The organism is Achromobacter marplatensis (assembly GCF_049060505.1).
Classification (GTDB): Bacteria; Pseudomonadota; Gammaproteobacteria; order Burkholderiales; family Burkholderiaceae_B; genus Achromobacter; species Achromobacter marplatensis_A.
This window is the reverse complement of sequence record NZ_JBMGRB010000004.1, coordinates 20173-37241: the sequence shown is the minus strand read 5'-3', so window position 1 is coordinate 37241 and position 17069 is coordinate 20173. Positions and strand designations below refer to the sequence as shown.

Below are 17069 nucleotides of genomic sequence, written 5' to 3'. Positions count from 1 at the left end.
TGTGGCAGTTTACGTAAACGTAAATTATGATGACTTGACGTCAACGTCAAGCGTGGAGCGAGAGGCAATGAACCCCAACGAACAGAAACTGAACTATCCCTGGGCGGACTTCCAGCCCGAAGCCGGCCGGGCGCACATCGTGGCGGAGGGGGTGAAATGGATCCGGATGCCGCTGCCGTTCGCGCTGGATCATATCAACCTCTGGCTGCTGCGCGACAACATCGACGGCCGCGACGGCTGGACCATCGTCGACTGTGGCATCTCGCGCGATGAGGTCAAGTCGCTGTGGGAAGACGTTTTCAAGAACGAACTGGAAGGGCTGCCTGTGCTGCGCGTGCTGGTCACGCACATGCACCCCGACCATATCGGCTTGGCCCACTGGCTGTGCGAACGCTGGGACGCGCGGCTGTGGATGACAATGACGGACTTCATGGTTGCGTCGCTGTGGTCGTCGCGCCGGAACGAGGCCGGCGCCGGCCCCGGCGGCCAGTCGGCCGTCGATCACTTTGCCCGCCACGGGCTGACCGACCCGGACGCGCAAGCGCAGATCCGCCAGCGCGCCAATTATTTCCCCAATCTCGTACCCGCCGTGCCCTCGCGCTACACGCGCATCATGCACGGCGACCAAGTCCGCATCGGCGGCCGCGACTGGCGCGTGATCGTGGGCTATGGCCATGCGCCGGAGCACGCGTCCCTGCATTCGCCCGGCCTGAACGTGCTGATTTCGGGCGACATGGTGCTGCCGCGCATCTCCACCAACGTCAGCGTGTTCGACTACGAACCCGACGCCAACCCGCTGCCCCTGTACCTGCGTTCGCTGGACGGCTATGACGGCCTGCCGGACGACACCCTGGTGCTGCCCTCGCATGGTCGTCCCTTCACCGGCCTGCACGAGCGTATTGCGCAGCAGCACGAGCATCACCGTGACCGCCTGGCGGAGGTGCTGGAGGCATGCGCCGCGCAGCCGCAGTCAACGTCCGACATCGTGCCGGTGCTGTTCAAGCGCAAGCTGGATCTGCACCAGCTGACGTTCGCCATGGGCGAGGCGCTGGCGCACTTGCACGCGCTTTATTTCGAAGGCAAGCTCAAGCGCGCCACCGGCACAGACGGCATCGTGCGTTTCACGGCCGTCTGATCACAAAGCAAGCCGGGTTGCGCGCGACGAAATTCCGACGTTCTTGTTTAACGACCCTTGCGCGTCATCCGTCCACGCAACCTGCGCAGGGGGCGGGGCGTAGGATGGGTGAAGCGCGAGAGTCTGTGCGCAAGAACACCGGCCTCCAGCGCGCGCAACCCATCAAGCAGCGATTGCGTCCTGGCTGGCGTTGCCAGGCATCCACGGTTGTTTGATGAGTTGCGCGCACAACCGATCAAGCGGCGATTGCGCTGTGGTTAACGTTGCCAGGAGATCATCGTTGCTTGATGGGTTGCGCGCGTTGTATATCGAGGTTCTTGCGGCCAGACTCTCGCGCTCCACCCATCCTACGGAAAGGGCCGTCGTTTGTGCGTGGCGTGTGTCCGGTCCGTCACCGCGTCGCGGTCGCCAGGCGCACGGCCAGGCCTACGAACACCAAGGCGGCGATGCGGTTCAACCAGCGCTTGGCCGTCACCGACCGCTGCAGCAATTCGCCGAACGCACCCGAGAAGAACGCGATGGCGCCGAACACCAGCAAGGTCGACACCATGAACACGGCCCCCAGCTGCAAGGTCTGGATGCCGACCGGGCCCCGCGCCGGCGAGGTGAACTGCGGCAGGAAGGCGAAGAAGAACAGCAGCACCTTCGGGTTGGTCAGGTTCATCACGATGCCGCGGCGATACAGCGCGCCGGGCCTGAGCGGTTCGGGCGGCTTGCCGGCTTCCGATTCCACCGGCGCGCGCAGGATCTGCCACGCCAGATACGCCAGGTAGGCGGCGCCCGCCAGTTTCAGCACGGTGAATGCCATCGGCGACGCGGCGAATACCGCGGCCAGGCCGAACGCGACGGCGGCGGTGTGGCCCAGCAGGCCGGTGCACAGCCCCAGCACCACCAGCATGCCCGCCTTGCGTCCCCAGATGGCTGATTGCATCAGTACGAACAGGTTGTCGGGTCCGGGCGTCAGGGCCAGCAGGACGGCAATGCCGAAAAACGCGATCAGGGTATCGAAGGGCAGCATGGGTCTCGCCTGGAACGGGAAGGCTCCGGTCAGCCGGAGAATGGCATCATAAGGGCAAAATCCACCGGCCTTGCGTGCCGACAACCGGAGACAGACGCCCCATGACCGCTCACGCCCCGCAGGATCCGCAAGCCCGCGACGACAACGACTCCCGTCCCGACGCCGCGTTGGAAGCCTGGCTGCGAGCCCGGCACAGTTGCCGGGCTTTTCTGCCCGCGCCGGTGCCTCGCCCCACGATCGAACGCATCCTGACCCTTGCGCAGCGCACGGCGTCCTGGTGCAACTGCCAGCCCTGGCAAGTGGCGATCACCGAAGGCGCGGGCACCGAACGTCTGCGCGCGGCGCTGCAAGCGCGGGCGGAACAAGCGGCGGTCACCCCCGGCTTCACGCCCGACTTTCCCTTCCCGCGCGAGTACCGCGGCGAGTATCCGGCGCGCCGCCGCGAATCGGGCTTCCAGCTGTATGGCGCGGTGGGCGTGGAACGCGGCGACCGCGAGGCCTACCGCCGCCAGGAAATGCGCAACTTCCAATTGTTCGACGCGCCGCACGTGGCCATCATCACTACCGACGAGGCGCTGGGCGAATACGGCGCGATGGACTGCGGCGGCTACGTGGCGAATTTCCTGCTGGCGGCCCAGGCCAACGGCGTGGCGACCGTGGCGCAAGCTTCGCTTGCGATGTACCCCGAGGTGTTGCGCGACGTGCTGGGCATCGGCCCGGGCCGTCGCGTCGTCTGCGGCATTTCCTTCGGCTACGCCGACGCCACGCATCCCGCCAACGGCTACCGCACCCACCGTGCCGGCCTGTCGGACACCGTGGCGTGGGTCACGGCCTAGGGACAGCGGGCCGCGCGCCTGATATGGTTCACCCTGTCCGCCCTTGATCCCGCCTGTTCATTCCGGCCCTGTTCATTCTTAAGCAGTCCCTTGAAGATGACCACCAAACACATCGATACGGTTTTGCAGCACGCGGGCACCGCCCCGTTCCACCCCGAAACCGGCACGGCGCCGGTGCCGCTGCCGCCCATGCGCGCCAGCACGGTCCGCTTCGAAAACCTGGCCGCGCTCGAGCAGGCGCAACGCACCAAGGCGGCCGGCGGCCGCGCCACCACCTATGGCCGCATGGGCATGGACACGCATGCCGCGCTGGAAGAAGTGTTCACGCAGCTGGAAGGCGGCACGCATTGCTATCTGGCGTCGTCGGGGCTGTCGGCGATGACGATGGTCATGATGGCGTTGTGCTCGGCGGGCGACCACGCGCTGATCTCCGACTGCGTGTATGGCCCGATGCGCGAACTGGACGATGCCGTGCTCAAGCGCATGAATATCGACATCACGTATTTCGCGGCCGGCGACGACCTGGATGCGCTGGTGCAGCCGAACACGAAGCTGCTGTATGTGGAGTCGCCCGGTTCGCTGCTGTTCGAAATGCTGGACATGGGCGCGATGGCTGCGTTCGCGAAGGATCACGGGCTGGTGCTGGCCACCGACAACACCTGGGGGTCGGGCTACATCTATCGCCCGCTGACGCTGGGCGCGCAGGTGTCGGTGATCGCGGGCACTAAATACGTGGGCGGTCACTCCGATCTGATGTTGGGGGCCGTGGTCACCAACGACGAAGCCATCGCCAAGAAGCTGAACCGCACGCAGTACGCGATGGGCTATTCCATCAGCGCCGATGACGCCTGGCTGGCGCTGCGCGGCGTGCGCACCATGCCCATCCGCATGGCCCAGCACGCGCGCCATGCGTTGCAGGTGTGCGAGTTCTTCAAGAGCCGCCCCGAAACCGTGCGCCTGTTCCACCCGGCCTGGCCGGCGGATCCTGGCCATGCGTTGTGGCAGCGCGATTGCACCGGCTCCAACGGCATGCTGTCCGTGGAACTGCGCCTGTCGCCCGCGGCCGCGCGCGCCTTCGTGGATGCGCTGACGCTGTTCGGGATCGGCTTTTCCTGGGGCGGCTACGAAAGCCTGGTGCAGCTTGTGTCGCCCAATGATCTGTCCAAGCACCGCTATTGGGGGGATGGCGACAACGCGGTCGTCCGCCTGCACATCGGCCTGGAATCGCCGGAAGACATCATCGCCGACCTGACTCAGGCGTTGGAAAAGGCCGCGGCGGTACGCGAGTAACGCCGCAGCTTGCGGTGCCGGCAGGGCATGGCGCCATCGGCGCGCCGCGCCCTGCTTTCACACCGCCGCGCTTCGGATCCAGCCGCCGATGCGCCCGGCGATGTCATCGCTGTTGTCGTCCATCATCGGCATGTGGGAGTTGCCCGCAACGCCCTGGTCCGCCAGCCGCCATACCTCTACCCGCGCGCCATGCCGCGTCAGCGCTTCCGCATAATCCTGGCCGGCGGCGCACAAGCGCTGCCACAGCGGCGTGGCGTCCAGATAGTCGCCATAGACGAACAGAAACGGCTTGTCCGCCACCGCGGCGGCCACGACATCGCTAGAGAAGCCCGACGGTTCGACGCCGATCACGCCGCGCACCAGGTCCGGCCGCGCATGCAGCGCCCGGTAGGCCACTTCGCCGCCATGGCTGTGCGCCAGCACCAGGCAGGGGCCCACGCGGTCCAGCACGGCACAGAACCCGCGCAAGGCCGCGTCGTTGTTGCCCAGCCAGCGCGGCACCGCGTGGCGGATGAAGTCGTCGAACGCGCCGACGGGAAAGCGCTGCCCGGTGAACGCGCGCCGCGCCTCGAAATCCTCGGCACGCCCAAAGCGGAACAGCGACCAGCTTTCTTCCGCGTTGCGGATGATGGGCGGCTCGGGCCAGACCTGCTGGAACGGCGCCCAGCCGGCGCGGCCGCGTTCGACGTTGTCCACCACATACACCGCATGGCCCTGGCGCAGGAAATGCTGCATCCACCCCGGCCGGCCGTCCGGCGTCTGTTCCCACATGGCGCCCGTCATGCCGCCGCCGTGCAGCAGCACGACGGGCAGCGGATGGGCCAATCGGGCCGGGATGAAATACTGCACGTAGGCCTGCTCGAAGTGGTACAGGCCGTTGGGGTCGTATGCCAGCGACGCACTTTGCGTGAAAGCGATCTCGCGCTGCGGCAGGCCAGCCACGCGCACGGGCTTGCCGCCCGCGTAGAAGCTGCCAAAGTCCGCCAGCGCGACCGGCGCCTGTGCCGACGTCGAGCCGACCGGCCTCATTTCTTGACCAGCGGGCATTGGCTGTCCGATAGCGGCCAGGCCAGCGTAGCGCCGGGGATGGTGCGCACGATGTTGTAGTAGTCCCATGGTGCCTTGGACTGCGCGGGCGTCTTCACCTGCGCCAGCATCATGTCGCGCACCATCAGGCCGTCTTCGCGGATACGCGCATTCAGGCTGAACGGGTCGTCGATGGGCAGCGCCTTCATCTTCGCCATCACGGCGTCAGAATCCGCCGTGCCAGCCGCCTTCACGGCTTGCAGGTAGTGGCGCACCGAACTGTAGACGCCCGCTTGCAGGAAGGTGGGCGGGCGGCCGACGCGCGCTTCGAATTTCTTGGTGAAGGCGCGCGTGCCATCGTTCATGTCCCAATAAGCGGGCACGGTCAGATAGGTCTTCTGCGCCGCTTGCAGGCCCAGGCTGTGCACGTCGGTGATCAGCAGCAGCATGGCGGCCAACTGCTGCGCACCGCCGATGCCGAATTCCGCGGCTTGCTTGATGGCGGAAATGGTGTCGCCGCCGGCGTTCGCGATGGCGATGATCTGCGCCTTGGTGCCCTGCGCCTGGAGCAGGAAGGACGCGAAGTCGGAGGCGTTCAGCGGGTGAAACACGGTGCCCACCACTTCGCCGCCATTGGCCTTGACGACGCTTTCGGTGTCGGCGGCCAACTGCTTGCCGAACGCGTAGTCGGACGCCAGGATGAACCAGCGCTTGTTGCCTTCGTTGACGACCGCGGTGGCGGTGCCGCGCGACAGCGCATAGGTGGTGTAAGTCCATTGCACGCCGTAGGGCGAGCATTGCGCCTGCGACAGCGCGGTAGTGCCGGGGCTGGAGAACAGCACCAGCTTTTTCTTTTCGCGCGCAATGCCCTGCACGGCCAGCGCGACGGATGAATTGGGCACGTCCACCACGACATCCACGCCATCGGTGTCGTACCACTTGCGAACCATGCTGCTACCGATGTCGGGGCGATGCTGGTGGTCGCCCGATACCAGTGAAATGGGTTTGCCCAGCACCGAGCCTCCCATTTCCTCGATGGCCAGGCGGGCGGCTTCCACCGACCCCTTGCCCGTGGCGTCAGCGGTAACGCCCGCCATGTCCGTCAGAACGCCGATCTTCACGCCGTCGGCCGTGCTGGCGTGCGCGGCAAGCGCGCTGAACGCCAAGCACAGGCCAGCGCCCAATGCCGCGCGGCTGCGCAGGGATTGCTGTTTCATTTGTCTTCCACCCGTTTGATGCCGTCGTTGCGGCGAATTTTTGTGGCGAAAGTGTAGCGCCGGCGTTCAGGGGCCGGGCGCTGCTGAAACATCTTCTCCAAAAAGAAAGCGCCCCGGCCTGATGGCCGGGGCGCCTTGCCGTGAACCGTGGGCGCGGATTACTTGTTGCGCGCCATCGGGATCAGTTGGTTGACTTCCTTCAGGGCGCCTTCGTAGCTGTTGCCCGCCATGACCGGCGAGGTCATGAACTTGCCGCCCACGGCGAACGAGGGCGTGCCCTCGATGCGGTAGGCTTCGGCCAGTTGGTTGGCGCGCTGCACCTGGGTCTGCACGCTGAACGAATCGAACACCGAGTCGAACTTGGCGCGATCCACGCCTTGGGATGCGGCCCACTCGCCCATGGCCTTCTTGTCGAACAGGCGTTTGTGTTCGCCGTGGATGGCGGTGAAGAACTTGGCGTGCAGGTCCGGGCGGTCCAGGGCCAGGAACGTGTAGTACACCTGCTGCAGCGGCTTCATGCCGGCGTTGAAGGCGATCGGCACTTGCTTGAGCAGGACGTCCGACGGCGCGGTCTTGGCCCAGTCTTCAACCATGGGTTCCATGGCGGCGCAATGCGGGCAGGTGTAGGCGAAGAACTCCAGCACTTCCACCTTGCCCGGGGTGTCCGACGGCAGCGGCGGGTTGATCGACACATAGGCCGGTGTGCCTTGAGCGTGGCTTGCCTGGCTGAAGAACGCCGTGGCGGTCAGCGCGGCCGCGGCCATGATGCGGATAATCTTGGTGGACAACATGGATGAGAGGTTCCTGGGTAAAAAGTGACAGACAGGCCCGGGGCCGGATAAGTTCAATACCAAGTGCGCAATGCCTGGCCGCCGCTACGCCTTACTGGCGCACCACGGCGGTTTCAATCTTGTTCTCGCCCAGCCTGCCGCGGGCGCGGTTCATGTCGTCCAGCCGCGCGAACGGGCCCACGCGCACCCGGTTGATGGCCTTGCCGTTCACTTCGGCCTTCTGCACGGCTACTGGCAAACCCAGCAGAATGATGCGGGCCTTCAGCGATTCCGCGTCGTTTTCGCCGCGGAAAGCGCCGGCTTGCAGGTAGTACGTGCCCGTTGCCGCCGACGCGGTGGCGGCTTTGGGGGACGGGGCCGGTGCGGCTTTTGAAATCGGCGTGGGCGCCTGCGTGGGCGCCACGGCGACCTGCGCGGGGGCGGAAGACGAAGCCGACGGCTTGGCGGTTGACGGCAGCGTGGCGATCAGCGCGCCCAGGTCGTCCAGCTTGGAAGGCGTTTCGTCCGGCTTGGCCGTACCGCCCGTGCCGGCGCCTGCACCAGGCAGCGGCGCGGGGGCGGTGGCGGTCGGACCGGTGGGCGGCGCGCCCGCCGCGCCGTCGCGGCCGTACAGGCCAGCGTTGGGGTCCGGCGCCTGGCGGGGGTCGGGCAGCTTGCCCGAGTCGCCTTGGCGGCTGGCGCGGTCCACGAAGGGCACCGGCGCCTTGGTGACGTAGAACGCCACGACGGCGGCCACGATCAGGCCGATAAGCAGGCCGGCGAGCGCCCCGTACAGGGTGCTGCCGCTTTCGCCAGAGGAACGGCGGGTGGTTTTGCGCTTGGTTGCCATGTACCGATGTTACATCCGCTCGGGGGCGGATACGCCCAGCAGCTCCAGGCCGTTGGCCAGCACCTGGCGCGTCGTGGCGGCCAGGCGCAGGCGGGCCAATTTAAGGGCCACGTCGTCGATCAGCACGCGTTCGGCGGCGTACCAGGCGTGGAAATCCGAGGCGCAGTCGCGCAGCCAGAAAGCGATGTGGTGCGGCGACAGGTCCTGGGCGGCCAGGGCCACCACGTGCGGGAATTCGGCCAGGCGCTGCATCAGCGCGAATTCGGTCGGTGCGGTCAACAGGGACGCGTCGGCGGCGGCCACGTCGGCGGCCGGCATGCCGGCGTTGTTGATCATCGTGCAGATGCGCGCGTGGGCGTACTGGATGTAATAAACGGGGTTCTCGTCGCTCTTGGACAGCGCCAGATCCACGTCGAACACGAATTCGGTGTCGGCGCGGCGCTGGATCAGGAAGTAGCGCACGGCGTCGCGGCCCACCCAGTCGATCAGGTCGCGCATGGTCACGTAGCTGCCCGCGCGCTTCGAGATCTTGACCTCTTCGCCGCCGCGCATCACCTTGACCATCTTGTGCAGTATGTAGGACGGGTAGTCCTTCGGGATGCCCTCTTCCAGCGCCTGCAGGCCGGCGCGCACCCGGGCCACGGTGCCGTGGTGGTCGCTGCCCTGGATGTTCACGGCGCGGTGGAAGCCGCGTTCCCATTTGGCCTTGTGGTAAGCCACGTCCGGCACGAAGTAGGTGTAGCCGCCTTCGCTTTTGCGCATGACGCGGTCTTTGTCGTCGCCCGTGCCCAGCTCGGTGGTGCGCAGCCACAGCGCGCCGCCTTCCTCGTAGGTGTGGCCGCCGGCGACCAGCGCCTTGACGGTGGCCTCGACGCGGCCCGACGTGTACAGCGAGCTTTCCAGGTAGTAGTTGTCGAACTTCAGGCCGAACGCCTGCAAGTCCAGGTCCTGTTCGCGGCGCAGGTAGGCCACGGCGAAGACGCGGATGTCGTCCAGGCTGTCGATGTTGCCGGTGGCGGTGACGGGCTGGCCGTCGGATGCCTGGAGAGTCTTGCCGGCCTGGAAGTCGCGCGCGATGTCGGCGATGTAGTCGCCCTTGTAGCCGTCGGCCGGCCAGTCGGGGGATTCGGTCGTCAGGCCGCGGGCGCGGGCCTGCACGCTGATGGCCAGGTTTGCGATCTGGTTGCCGGCGTCGTTGTAATAGAACTCGCGGGTCACGTCCCAGCCGCTGGCGTCGTACAGGCGGCACAGGGCGTCGCCCAGGGCGGCCTGGCGGGCATGGCCCACGTGCAGCGGGCCGGTCGGGTTGGCCGACACGAATTCAACCAGGATCTTCTCGCCGGTGCGGGGGGCGCGGCCAAAGCTTGCGCCTTGTTCGGCCACGGTGCCGATGACGGCCTGGCGGGCGGCGGCGGTGACGCGCAGGTTGATGAAGCCTGGGCCGGCGATCTCAGCGCTTTCGACCAGGTCGCGCGCGCCCGGCGCGGCCAGCAACGCTTCCACGATGGCCTGGGCCAGTTCACGCGGGTTGCGGCCGGCGGGCTTGGCCAACTGCATGGCCACGTTGGTGGCGACGTCGCCGTGCGCGGCGACCTTGGGGCGCTCCAGCAGCACATTGGCCTTGGCGTCGGGAAGGCTCTGCGCAACGGCGGCCTGGATCAGGGAGATAAGCTGTTTTTGTTGCTCGGGGAGCATGGGCGTCTGGAGAAGTTCTGGGTGAGCGGCCAAGGCGAAGATCTGGCGGACGGCGTCCGGCCTGGCAAGGCCACGGGAATCCCCTGAATGATAGTTGATTTGGCGGCCGAACCGGCGCCCGGGGGGCCGGAAACCGTCCGGCAAGCGTTCAGCCGGCCGGCGGAACTGTCAATAAAATCAAACTCATAGCCGCATCGTCCCCAGGCGGGGCACCCGGTTCACGGGACTGCGCCGGGCGCCCAGTTGGCATCCCCCGGGCGTTGCGGTAGTGTATGTAACGCATTCAATGAAGGAGACTGCAACATGCTGATTACCTTTCACTCCAAGGTCGTGGCCGAAGTCCTGATGCTGTCCGACCACGCGACAGGCATCTTGCAAGCGGCCGGCAAGTCCGTCGGAGACAAGATTCCGGAACGCGGCGTATTCACCGTCGAACAGCTGGGACCCGCCATCAGCGGCATCGAAAACGCGATCGCAAACGCCGAGCCTCCCGAAGAGGAAGAGGACGAGGACAAGGCGCCCCGTTCGCCGATGGCCCGCGTGGTGGGCCTGAAGGAACGCGCCTATCCTTTGCTGGACATGATGCGGCAATCGAAGGCCGCCGGCGTCGAAGTCACCTGGGAAGCGTCGCGCGGCTGGTAATGTCGCCGGGCGGACATTCCCGCCGGCGGTTTTTGCCTACCCTTCTCGCCTGACGCCCATTCAAGGAATTTCCCATGCGTAGCGACATCACGATTGTTTTCGACCCCCGGCGTTCGCTGGACCTGACGGCCACGGTGGAAACGTCGCCGCAACGCCAAGCGCAAGCGCGCGACTGGTTCGACGGCGCCTGGGAAACCCTGGGCTGCGAACCCTTGCGCCCCAGCGGCAAGGTGCTGCTGCTGGACAAGGTGTTGGGCGTGGCCGACGCCTTGGGCTACGACACCCTGTCCACCGACGAGAAGGAAGCCCGCGAATTCGCCGAGAACCTGGCGCTGGCGCTGGAGCGGCCGCGCATCACGGTCGACCTGCCCGGCCTGACGGTGGGCTACTGACACCGCCTGGCGCTGCCCGGGCATGCGAAGGCCCCGCCATGGCGGGGCCTTTTCCATGAGGCCAGGCAAATGCTGGCCGCGCGTTACCGGATCCCGGCCCGCATGAACGATTGCACGAACTGGCGCTGGAACAGCAGGAAGGCGATCAGCAGCGGCGCGGCCGACATCAGCGTGGCGGCCGTGATGACGGACCAGTCGATGCCCTGGTCGGTCGACGAAAACACTTGCAAGCCCACCGTCAACGGCCGGGACTCGACCGAGTTGGTGATGATCAGCGGCCACAGGAAGTTGTTCCAGTGGTGGCTGACCGACACCAGGCCATAGGCCACGTAGATCGGCTTGGCCAGCGGCACATACACCTTCCACAGGATCTGCATGGCGTTGGCGCCTTCCATGCGCGCCGCCTCCTCGAGTTCGCGGGGCACCGTCTTGAACGTCTGGCGCAGCAGGAAGATGCCGAAGGCCGATGCGAAATACGGCAGGCCGATCGCGAATACCGTGTCGCGGATGCCCAATTGGCTCATCGACCGGTAGTTCTCCACCAGCAGCACGTCCGGCATGATCATCAGCTGCAGCAGCACCAGCATGAAGACAAAGTCGCGGCCGCGGAACTCGAAGCGCGCGAACGCGTAGCCCGCCAGCGTCGACAGCACCAGTTGGGCCGCCAGCACCATCGTGACCAGCAGGAAGGTGTTCAGGAAGTAGCGCGGAAACGGCGCGGCCTGCCAGGCCCGCGCGAAGTTGTCCAACGTCAGCGGGGCAAACAGGTCGAAGCGGGTTGCATAGGCCGGCGGGTGGAAAGCCGCCCACATGGCATAGGCCAGCGGCAGGATCCACAAGAGGCCAAGCGCCCACGCGCCCAGGGTATCTAGCTTGTCTTTCATTGATAGTGCGTCCTGCGGTCCAGCCAGCGGAACTTGATCAGCGCGGTCAGCGCCAGCACCACCAGCAACACGACGGTCAGCGTGGCGGCGTAAGCCGTGTCCCAGAAACTGAAACCCACCTGGTAGATGTAATACAGCAGCAAGGTGCTGGCATTGTCCGGCCCGCCGCGCGTCATGACGACCACGTGGTCCACCAGCCGGAACGCGTTGATCAGCGCGTTGATCAGCACGAAGAGCGTGGTCGGCATCAGCAGCGGCCACAGGATGCGGCGGAAGTACTGCCAGCGCGACGCCCCTTCCAGCATGGCGGCTTCGCGCAGCGACGGCGACACGGTCTGCAGGGCGGCCAGATAGAAGATCATGAAGAAACCGGATTCTTTCCACACCGTCACCAGCATCAGCGCCGGCAACGCCGTGTCGCGGCTGCCCAGCCAGTTCGGGCCGGGCGAACCGAACCAGCCCATCACCTGGGCGATCAGCCCGTACTGCGGCGTGTAGAAGAACAGCCAGATGTTGGCCACCGCCACCATCGGCAGCACCGTCGGCGTGAAGTACGCCATGCGCAGAAAGCCACGGCCGCGCAGATTACGGTTTACCCACAGCGCCATGATCAGCGCGATGCCGATCGATGTGGGGATCGTGCCCAACGCAAACCACAGGTTGTTCCACAGCGACTGCCAGAACACCGGATCGTCACGCATGACGGCATAGTTTTCCAGGCCCACGAAGCGCGCCGGACGCGCGCCCTTGGGCGTGGAAAAGAAGCTATGCCAAAGCGTGGCCAGCGCCGGGTAGTGCGTGAAGGCGGCAAGCAGCACGATGGCTGGCAGCAACAGCAGCCAGCCATAAAGGGCGTTTAAAGAGCGGCTCATCGTGCTTGTCGATTTACTTGTAGGACCGCAGGATGCGATCGGCCTCGCGTTGCGCGTCGGTCAGCGCTTGCTGCGGCGTCTTCGAACCCGTCAACGCCGCTTGCAGCGCGTCGTTCAAGGTCTTGGTGACGCGCTGGTTTTCATGCGTGGAGAATTCCGCCACGCTGACTTCCAGCTGGTCGCGCGCAACCGCGGCGGCCGGCACTTCCTGCGCGTACTTTTTCATCTTCTCGGTCTGCCAGGCGGCCGGCGTGACCGCGACATAGCCCGTGGCGATGCTCCAGTCGGCGGCACGCTCCGGCGTCGTGACCCATTGCGCGAACTTCAGCGCGGCCTGCTGCTGCGCTGGCGTGCCGCTCTTGAAGATGTAGAAGTTGCCGCCGCCGGTCGGGCTGCCGCCCCGCTTTTGCTGCGGCATCATGGCCACGCCGAAGGGGAAGTCGGCGTTCTTGCGGATGTTGGTCAGGTTGCCGGTGGTGGTCCAGACCATCGCCGCCTTCTTCTCCAGGAAGTCCTTCGGCGTGGTGCCCCAGTCGATCGTGCCGGTCGGCATGATCTTGTGCTTGGCCGACAGGTCGCGCCAGAACTGGGCGGCTTCCACCACGGCGGGCTTGTCCAGGTAGACCTCGTTGCCAGCCTCGTTCATCAGGATGGCGCCGTTGGGCGTGGTCAGAGCCTGGAACAGCCAGTACGCGAAGGCGCCGCCCGACGGGATCTCGATGCCCCACTGCGTGGTGTTGCCCGAGGCGTCCTGTTTGGTCAGCTTCTTGCCGTACTCGACCAGCTCGGCCCAGGTGGCCGGGGCGCGCTCGGGATCCAGGCCGGCCGCCTTGAACAGGTCCTTGTTGTAGTACATGACGATGGTCGAACGCTGGAACGGCACGCCCCAGGTGTGGCCGCCGGTGCGGCTGTTCTGCATGAAGGCGTCGTAGAAGCTGCCCAGCCACTTCTTGTCGGCATCGCTTTTCGCCAGCGAATCGATCGAGACGATGGCGTCTTCGTCGATCAGCGTGAACATGTCGGTGGACAGCAGCACGGCCAACTGCGGCGGCGTGCCGCCCTTAAGCGCCGTCAGCGCCTTGGCGATCGAGTCCTGGTATGAACCGGCGTAGATCGGCTTGATCTTGATGTCGGGATTTTCCTTCTGGAAATCCGCGACCATGTCGTCGACGATCTTGGTGATCGGGCCGCCGACCGCGACGGGGTAATAGAACTCGACTTCCACGGGTTTGTTCTGCGCCTGCACAGGCAGCGAGAGGCAGGCGGCGGCCAGGCTGGCGGCCAGGGTCTTCAGTACGATGCGTCGCATGGTGGTTTCCTTTTCTGTGTAAGGGGCAGCAAGCCGAAGGCGCGGCGTGAGGGCCATTTTTCTTAGCGCCCGACGGTGTTGATCACCGCCGAATCGGCGGCAAAGAAATGCTGTTGCCCGTCCTGCCAGGACAGGTTCAGGGCCTCGCCGGCGCGGGCGCGCAAATGGCCGCCCACTCGCACGGCCACGCCGCTGGTGTCGCCGACGCGGCAGACCACGATGGAATCCGCGCCGAAGTACTCAACGCTTTCGACGACGGCCGGAATCCCGGCGCTGTCGATGCGGATGTGTTCCGGACGCACGCCCAGCTTGACGGCGCCGGCCGGCGCGTTCGCGATCGCAGGGCCTTGGGTGCCGGCGATGACCGCGGCGCCGTTCGCGGCGCCAAGCCCGATCAGATTCATGGGAGGCGTGCCGATGAAGCGGGCCGCGAATTCGCTGGCCGGACGCGCGTACAGGCCGTCGGGCGTGTCATGCTGCTCGATTTGGCCGCCGCGCAGCAGCACGACCTGATCGGCCATGCTCATGGCTTCGGTCTGGTCGTGTGTCACGTAGACCATCGTGATGCCCAGGTCTTGTTGCAGGGCACGGATCTCGCGGCGCATTTCGTGGCGCAGTTGCGCGTCCAGGTTGGAAAGCGGTTCATCCATCAGGCATACCGGCGCTTCGGAGATCACCGCGCGCCCCAGCGCCACGCGCTGCTGCTGTCCGCCCGACAATTGCGACGGCTTGCGGTCAAGCAGATGGCCCAGGCCCAGCAGGCCAGCCACGCGTTGCAGGCGGCGGTCGAAGTCGCGCGCCGGTTCCTTGCGCACGCGCAGCCCGAACAAAATGTTCTCGCGCACCGACAGGTGCGGAAACAGCGCATACGACTGGAACACCATCGAGATACGGCGCTTGGCGGGCGGCAGCCCGGTCACGTCTCGGTCGCCGATGCGGATCGTGCCCGACGTGGGCGTGTCCAGTCCGGCGATCATGCGCAGGGTGGTCGACTTGCCGCAGCCCGACGGACCCAGCAGCACCGTGAAGCTGCCTGCCGGCACGGTGAAGCTGACGCCGTGTATCGCGGCGGCGCCGCCATACTGTTTGGTGAGGTTATCCAGAACGATGGATGACATGCTGTCTCGACGATCTAATAGTTAGATCCGCATTGTTGCCTGTTATGAAAACCTTTTCATTGTGCAGCGCAAACATGACGGATTCGTGGCATTGCCCGGGGCGGTCAGGCCCCGGCCTACGGGTCGGCAAACGACTCAGGCAAAAGGATAAGGGCCGGGGTATTCCCCGATGACGGCGTGGTGCGTGACCAGGTTCTTGCCTTGCCACCAATGCAGCTGGTAGCCCGGCGGTTCCATGATGTATTGCAAGGTTGGGCGCGGCCCCAGTTCCAGCGCCAGCTGGTGCGCGGTGCCGGGGCAGGTGGACGCGATCGTGCCGCCGAAACGCTGGAAGATGGTGCGGTGCAAATGGCCGCACAGCACGCGTTCCACGTTCGGAAACCGCGACACGATGCGTTCCAGTTCCGGCGCGCCAGCCAGCAGCCCGATGGCGTCCATGTGTTCGATGCCGGTCAGGAAGGGCGGGTGGTGCATCAACACCAACGTGGCCCGGCCAGGCTGCTCGGCCAGACGCGCGGCCAGCCAGTCCAGGCGGTCCTGGCATAGCTCGCCATGGCTCTTCATCGGCACCACCGTGTCCAGCGCCAGCATGCGCAGCGGGTAGGTTTCGACGGCGTACTGGATGAACGGGCCGTCGCCTTGCAAGTACCCGTGGTCGGGAAACGCGGCGCGCAATTGCGCGCGGTCGTCGTGGTTGCCAGGCAAGAGGAAGTACGGGATTTCCAGCGCTTGCAGGTGGTCGCGCAGCGCCTGGTATTCGTGCGGACGGCCCAGGTCGGTGAGGTCGCCGGTAATCAGCACGCAATCGGGGCGCGGCGTCAGGGCGTTCAGCGCGCGCACGGCGGGGCCCAGGAAGGCCGCCGGATCGATGATGCCGTAGGCCTTGTCGCCCGGGGTGCGCATGTGCAGGTCGGTGATTTGTGCGATGAGCATGATGCGGATCAGGAGTCAGGATGGGAAGGGTCAGCGGCGCACGGATGCCGCCGTGCCGCCGACCACGATGCAATGCGGCAAGCGGTTCGACTGCGGCGGCTGGCCGTGGATCTGCGCCAACAAGTTCGAGCAGGCCGTCTGGCCGATGCCATCGCTGGGTTGGGCGACCGTCGTCAGCGGCGGCGTCAGCAAGGCGCCGAAACGCATGCCGTCAAAGCCGCATACCGAGATGTCGGCGGGCACGGACAGGCCCAGCGCCACCAGGTCGGCGATGACGGCGGTGGCCAGCAGGTCGTTGGAGCAGAACAGCGCGGTAGGCGCTTGCTTGCCGCGCAACGCGCTTTTCAGCGCGTCGGCGTCGCTGCCGGTGTGGGAACTCATGGCGATATGCTGCACCGCTTCCAGCCCCAGCTTCTTGGCGCAGGCGCGCGCGCCCGCCAGGCGGCGTCGCGCACGGTCCGACGCGGTCAGCGGGCCCGTCACCAGCGCAATGCGGCGATGGCCCAGGGCCGCCAGGTGCGCGACCATGTCGCTGGCGGCGGCGCGGTTGTCGACCGATGCGAACGGGTGCGTGCCCGATTCGTTGTAGACCAGCACGTAGGGCATGCCGGCGCTGTCCAGATCGTCCAGCGTGGCGCTTTTGTTTACGTCTGCCACCGTCAGGATAAGCCCGTCGACCTGATGGTCCATCAGCCCCTGCACGGCGGCGGACTCCACTGCGGGGTCGTAGCCGGTGGCGGTCAGCATGACGCTGTAACCGGATTCGCGGGCGCGGCGTTCCGCGCCTTCGAAACACTCGGCGAACACCGGATTCGATAGCGTTGGCAGAATCAGCCCGATGGTGCGAGTGCTGCCCGACCGCAGGCTGCGGCCCACGCGGTTCGGTCGGAAACCGGCACGCTTGGCCACGTTGCGAATGTGCGCCAGCGTATCGGGATGAACGATGTCCGGCTGGTTGAACGCGCGCGAAACCGTCGCCGGAGAGACCCCGGCCTTGCGGGCCACTTCAATAATCGAAAAGCGGGGCGACGGACGCGTTGCCATATCTTTATTGCTGTCGGTTTACTGAAAACGATTTCATC

The 17069-nt window shown here is 66.1% G+C and carries 17 protein-coding genes; 5 read left to right on the top strand and 12 right to left on the bottom strand.

What is annotated here, in order from left to right; all coding sequences use genetic code 11:
- Nucleotides 1-67 precede the first annotated feature (67 nt).
- Nucleotides 68-1135, top strand: coding sequence for an MBL fold metallo-hydrolase (locus tag ACI0FO_RS11205; protein ID WP_416026678.1), 1068 nt, complete (start codon nucleotides 68-70; stop codon nucleotides 1133-1135).
- 391 nt (nucleotides 1136-1526) lie between these two features.
- Here the strand turns inward: ACI0FO_RS11205 and ACI0FO_RS11200 are convergent, their stop codons facing one another.
- Nucleotides 1527-2153, bottom strand: coding sequence for a LysE family translocator (locus ACI0FO_RS11200; protein WP_416026676.1), 627 nt, complete (start codon nucleotides 2151-2153; stop codon nucleotides 1527-1529).
- 101 nt (nucleotides 2154-2254) lie between these two features.
- Here ACI0FO_RS11200 and ACI0FO_RS11195 point away from each other — a divergent pair, with 101 nt between their 5' ends.
- Entirely contained in the window at nucleotides 2255-2989 is a 735-nt protein-coding gene (locus ACI0FO_RS11195) for a nitroreductase (RefSeq protein ID WP_416026674.1), read from the top strand.
- Between the two features lie 96 nt (nucleotides 2990-3085).
- Nucleotides 3086-4279, top strand: a complete 1194-nt coding sequence (metC, locus tag ACI0FO_RS11190; RefSeq protein WP_416026672.1) for a cystathionine beta-lyase — start codon at nucleotides 3086-3088, stop codon at nucleotides 4277-4279.
- 57 nt (nucleotides 4280-4336) lie between these two features.
- Here metC and ACI0FO_RS11185 read toward each other — a convergent pair whose 3' ends face one another.
- From ACI0FO_RS11185 to argS, 5 genes are all read right to left on the bottom strand, one after another.
- Nucleotides 4337-5326 carry a hypothetical protein gene (locus tag ACI0FO_RS11185; RefSeq protein ID WP_416026670.1) on the bottom strand — a complete coding sequence of 330 codons (990 nt, stop codon included), beginning with the start codon at nucleotides 5324-5326 and terminating at the stop codon, nucleotides 4337-4339.
- Nucleotides 5305-6522 carry an ABC transporter substrate-binding protein gene (locus ACI0FO_RS11180; protein WP_416026669.1) on the bottom strand — a complete coding sequence of 406 codons (1218 nt, stop codon included), beginning with the start codon at nucleotides 6520-6522 and terminating at the stop codon, nucleotides 5305-5307. The genes ACI0FO_RS11185 and ACI0FO_RS11180 overlap by 22 nt, the downstream gene beginning before the upstream one ends.
- Nucleotides 6523-6680: 158 nt before the next feature.
- Complete coding sequence (locus tag ACI0FO_RS11175; RefSeq protein WP_416026667.1) at nucleotides 6681-7313, bottom strand: thiol:disulfide interchange protein DsbA/DsbL; 633 nt, start codon at nucleotides 7311-7313, stop codon at nucleotides 6681-6683.
- Between the two features lie 91 nt (nucleotides 7314-7404).
- Nucleotides 7405-8142, bottom strand: a complete 738-nt coding sequence (locus ACI0FO_RS11170) for an SPOR domain-containing protein (protein ID WP_416026665.1) — start codon at nucleotides 8140-8142, stop codon at nucleotides 7405-7407.
- 9 nt (nucleotides 8143-8151) lie between these two features.
- Nucleotides 8152-9837, bottom strand: coding sequence for an arginine--tRNA ligase (argS, locus tag ACI0FO_RS11165; RefSeq protein ID WP_416026663.1), 1686 nt, complete (start codon nucleotides 9835-9837; stop codon nucleotides 8152-8154).
- 303 nt (nucleotides 9838-10140) lie between these two features.
- Between argS and ACI0FO_RS11160 the strand changes: the two genes are divergently transcribed.
- Both ACI0FO_RS11160 and ACI0FO_RS11155 read left to right on the top strand, forming a co-directional pair.
- Entirely contained in the window at nucleotides 10141-10479 is a 339-nt protein-coding gene (locus tag ACI0FO_RS11160) for a DUF1840 domain-containing protein (protein WP_416026661.1), read from the top strand.
- A 74-nt stretch (nucleotides 10480-10553) separates the two neighbouring features.
- The gene (locus ACI0FO_RS11155) at nucleotides 10554-10871 is read left to right on the top strand and encodes a hypothetical protein (RefSeq protein WP_054420998.1); all 318 of its coding nucleotides are present in this window, start codon (nucleotides 10554-10556) and stop codon (nucleotides 10869-10871) included.
- An 83-nt stretch (nucleotides 10872-10954) separates the two neighbouring features.
- Here the strand turns inward: ACI0FO_RS11155 and ACI0FO_RS11150 are convergent, their stop codons facing one another.
- The 6 genes from ACI0FO_RS11150 to ACI0FO_RS11125 all read right to left on the bottom strand — a co-directional run bounded on the left by ACI0FO_RS11150 (nucleotide 10955) and on the right by ACI0FO_RS11125 (nucleotide 17031).
- Nucleotides 10955-11755, bottom strand: coding sequence for a carbohydrate ABC transporter permease (locus tag ACI0FO_RS11150; protein ID WP_105559380.1), 801 nt, complete (start codon nucleotides 11753-11755; stop codon nucleotides 10955-10957).
- A complete protein-coding gene (locus ACI0FO_RS11145; protein WP_416026659.1) occupies nucleotides 11752-12627 on the bottom strand; it encodes a carbohydrate ABC transporter permease in 876 nt (291 codons plus the stop codon). Before ACI0FO_RS11145 ends, ACI0FO_RS11150 begins: the two co-directional genes overlap by 4 nt.
- Nucleotides 12628-12640: 13 nt before the next feature.
- On the bottom strand, nucleotides 12641-13936 hold the full coding sequence (locus ACI0FO_RS11140) for an ABC transporter substrate-binding protein (RefSeq protein WP_416026657.1): 1296 nt from the start codon (nucleotides 13934-13936) through the stop codon (nucleotides 12641-12643).
- A gap of 62 nt (nucleotides 13937-13998) precedes the next feature.
- Nucleotides 13999-15054, bottom strand: coding sequence for an ABC transporter ATP-binding protein (locus ACI0FO_RS11135; protein ID WP_416026655.1), 1056 nt, complete (start codon nucleotides 15052-15054; stop codon nucleotides 13999-14001).
- Nucleotides 15055-15189: 135 nt separating this feature from the next.
- Nucleotides 15190-15987 carry a phosphodiesterase gene (locus ACI0FO_RS11130; RefSeq protein WP_416026653.1) on the bottom strand — a complete coding sequence of 266 codons (798 nt, stop codon included), beginning with the start codon at nucleotides 15985-15987 and terminating at the stop codon, nucleotides 15190-15192.
- Nucleotides 15988-16017: 30 nt separating this feature from the next.
- Nucleotides 16018-17031 carry a LacI family DNA-binding transcriptional regulator gene (locus ACI0FO_RS11125; protein WP_105559375.1) on the bottom strand — a complete coding sequence of 338 codons (1014 nt, stop codon included), beginning with the start codon at nucleotides 17029-17031 and terminating at the stop codon, nucleotides 16018-16020.
- Nucleotides 17032-17069: the final 38 nt, after the last annotated feature.